Here is a 3,161-nt window from a genome sequence, read left to right as displayed (position 1 = left end):
TTGAGTAAAAATCATACAATCCAGTCTTTGGACATACTTTTGAGGCACAACCCCTGATGGATCGTTGCCTAACCTTGCTTAGTTGCCGAGGGGGCACACTAAAGCAAAGGTCTTTATCATGTAACTCACAAATTGTTGCATAGAATATACTGTTTATTTGCACAGTATAATATAGAGCAAGATTTGTGCAATCTGTTACTGAGCTTTGTGATTTAGGAGGGGGGAGGGAGTGCATTTAGGGTACACCTATAATGCACCAGGCATATAGCATTCATATTTATGTTTTAGGCGCTTTTGACACCAACTTTAATTAATTGATGTTGTTGAAACATCTTCAATATCAATACCTTCAATGTATGAGAGTATTGCATTCTTCGCTTCTGCTGCAGGTGTTCCACTTTCAGATTGAATCCATCGAGTCTGAGTAGACGTATTTTTTAGAAGATGGTCGCCCGCAAAAAATTACTTTCCAAAGAGGTACACGAAGCGGCTAAAGCCAGGCTTGCATCTTATCAGCGTGGTGAAGCAAGTATTGAGGTGTCTTTATCAGGTAATTCTGGACTCATGGCTGAAGCTGATGTGCACATATCAGGGTTTCGAGAAGGGGTAGATGGCATAGAGTGACACATAGCTTGAGTAATCAGAGGTATGTAACAACAGTAGAAGCAGTAACAAAATGAACAGTGTTGGTTCTAAGGCATTTGAGTGACAATGTCTGCTTTCGTTGACTCAACAATATCCAGAAGCTCTGAGACTGTAAAAGATTCTGTGTAACCGCCTATTCTTAATGTTAACAACGTATAAGGATAGGCCATTATGGTGACTCAAAAAGAACTTGAAGCCTTTGCTAAAAAAGCCGCTAAGGGCATTAGACCAGAACAATGCTCGACTTTTTAGCCTATTAACTGGGCCAACTGAAGTGGAGCATTGCCTTCTTTTTTATTGAGTAATACACATAAGCTGTGTGATAACAATTTACGACTTATTCGGTTAGTCAGGCTCCATAAGGTCCTTCCTTTTGTTCGTTGGATATTAAACGTTTTTACAAGCTGACCAATCGTTGTCTCAACTCGTCGTCGGAGCCGGTTTAACTGTCCTCTCCATTTTTCAGGGAGTTGATCTACCATTTTTTCTCTGACCGGTGTTTCTAGCTGTATTTCTTTTAGCTCAAGCAATTCAGCCTTAAAATCTGCACCTAAATAACCTTTATCACCTAGCAAAATACCACTCTTCATCAATTTCGTTAACTCCCAGACGGTTTCTCGCTCACTGTCATTAGCCGGTGTTAACGTAAACCCTGCAATGGCACCATGAAAATCAATGATTAAGTGCCCTTTAAACCCATAATAAGTTTCACTTTTTGAAGCACAATAACCGTAGTCTGCCTCTCCTTTAAAACGGCTACAGTTTTTTGCCCGTTTAAAGTGGCTCACGGGTAAAGGAAAAGCATCGACAATATGGAGTGGGTCAGTGATTGTTCCCAGTGCCATAGTGACTCGTTTTTGCAACTGCTGTTTTATCGCCCACAAGTTTGCCGCTTGCTTTGAAAATTGGCTTCTTGAACCGATACCTGGAAAATAGTTATGCCAATGTTCGCGAAAATACCGCCAGATATGAGTATCTTCATCTAACCCAAAAAACTCGCCGATGAGTTCCATTGCAATCACTTCAGGATCAGAAAGGGAGGGCATAATTCCTCGTTCACGTAATCGCTGGCCTTTAAGTAAATCATTAAAGGTATCATCAACCCAGCAATAAACTGCTATGATAAACTCTTCTACTGACATCCCCTGTCCCTTTGAATTTGTTTCGGCAAAACAAAGGTTGGGGTCAGGGGTTGTCATTTCAAACTAATAAAAGTCGAGCATCGCGTTAATATAAGAAGTTTAGACGAGTCTGTTTATCTCATTCAAAGCAGTAACAACACACACGTCTTTCTAGTAAAGCCCCTTGATCAAAAACCATACATCAGACTACAGTGCTGTATAAGTATACAGCATGTGGTTTTATGGTTATGGTACAGACAAACTTAGACACAGCGCCTCTCTTCTCATGAAGCGTTTCAGCAGGTTTTCCCAGTGATTACATGGAGAAAGAGCTGAACTTGCACGAACATATGGTAAAGCACCCTGCAGCGACGTTCTTCTTACGCGCCAGTGGTGATTCGATGATTCATGCAGGTAATAACAATGGTGATATCCTGGTCGTTGACCGCTCACTGACACCACGAAGTGGTAACATCATCGTGGCAGAGGTTGATGGTGACCTTATGGTGAAGCAGCTTTACATCAAGAGTAACCAATACTGGCTATTACCCATGAACCCTCAATGCCCCAAAATCCGCCTTGATCCAGAACAGGCGTTTGCTGACTTTGGCGTAGTAACCTACAGTGTACATAAGATCGAGGGGGGATACGCTTTACCACAAAAGAAACTTTTATTGCTTCCAAATTTCTGGCGAGCGGAAGCTGTATTTATAAAACGCGATTGTTAGAAAAATTAAGAATGGAAGCCAAAAAATGGTGATAAACGCAATTGCAAAGTAAGCTTCTAGCTTATCTTCTATTAGTTCACTAAACAGGTAAAACATTGAATAACCGTCCCAGAGAAGGGGCGCAAAAATCATAAAAAACCAAAACTTTCTGACAAATATTTTTTTGTTAAAAGCAAACCCATACAGTCCTAGAAGAACAAGGCCATATACAATAATCTCACCAAATATATTGCCTAGAGAAGTTGCTGCACCGAACACTAAAGATATTATTTCTAATGCCACCATGATAAAGAAAAATACTTTCCACCCCGTTTTTGAATGGAAATGAAGTTTTTCTGCTTCTTCTTTTTCAATACCAGCCTCAGGGCCTTTATAGATATTTGTCATTATCATTCTCTCTGAACAACGAATGCATAATAGATATTCAGTGACATTTTCCAAAACGGAAGATCATTTAAATATCACTCAAAAAGGCTACTACCTTATCCTCAACATGGCCAAAAATCTTGTGATGGTCAAGTGGAGCTGAAGAACGTCGCTACTCTATTGAACCCGGGCGTTGTATGAGGGAGTAGTTTAACTTAGTGATTTAATGAAAAAAGTGACGTAAGTAATTACGTCACTTGATATATAGAAAAAGGTAAAGCACTTTCTATTTTAATAGACC

3 protein-coding genes and 1 pseudogene are annotated in these 3,161 nt (G+C 40.0%); 2 read left to right on the top strand and 2 right to left on the bottom strand.

Going from position 1 to position 3,161, the window contains the following annotated elements:
• Window positions 1-444 precede the first annotated feature (444 nt).
• The gene (locus KCG35_RS24235) at window positions 445-624 is read left to right on the top strand and encodes a hypothetical protein (RefSeq protein ID WP_215822430.1); all 180 of its coding nucleotides are present in this window, start codon (window positions 445-447) and stop codon (window positions 622-624) included.
• A 269-nt stretch (window positions 625-893) separates the two neighbouring features.
• Here KCG35_RS24235 and KCG35_RS24230 read toward each other — a convergent pair whose 3' ends face one another.
• The gene (locus KCG35_RS24230; RefSeq protein ID WP_215822429.1) at window positions 894-1,787 is read right to left on the bottom strand and encodes an IS982 family transposase; all 894 of its coding nucleotides are present in this window, start codon (window positions 1,785-1,787) and stop codon (window positions 894-896) included.
• A gap of 284 nt (window positions 1,788-2,071) precedes the next feature.
• Here KCG35_RS24230 and KCG35_RS24225 point away from each other — a divergent pair.
• Window positions 2,072-2,494: pseudogene (locus KCG35_RS24225) on the top strand (LexA family protein); the annotation flags it as partial.
• On the opposite strand, the gene KCG35_RS24220 reads toward KCG35_RS24225, so the two are convergent.
• Window positions 2,438-2,881: a hypothetical protein gene (locus KCG35_RS24220; protein WP_215822428.1), complete on the bottom strand. Its 444-nt coding sequence runs from the start codon at window positions 2,879-2,881 to the stop codon at window positions 2,438-2,440. The pseudogene KCG35_RS24225 and the gene KCG35_RS24220 sit on opposite strands and share 57 nt — an antisense overlap.
• Window positions 2,882-3,161: the final 280 nt, after the last annotated feature.

Origin of the sequence: Zooshikella harenae, assembly GCF_018837975.1 — a bacterium.
Lineage (GTDB): Bacteria > Pseudomonadota > Gammaproteobacteria > Pseudomonadales > Zooshikellaceae > Zooshikella > Zooshikella harenae.
Note: the sequence above shows the minus strand (reverse complement) of the source record. Positions and strands in the feature narration are given on the sequence as shown.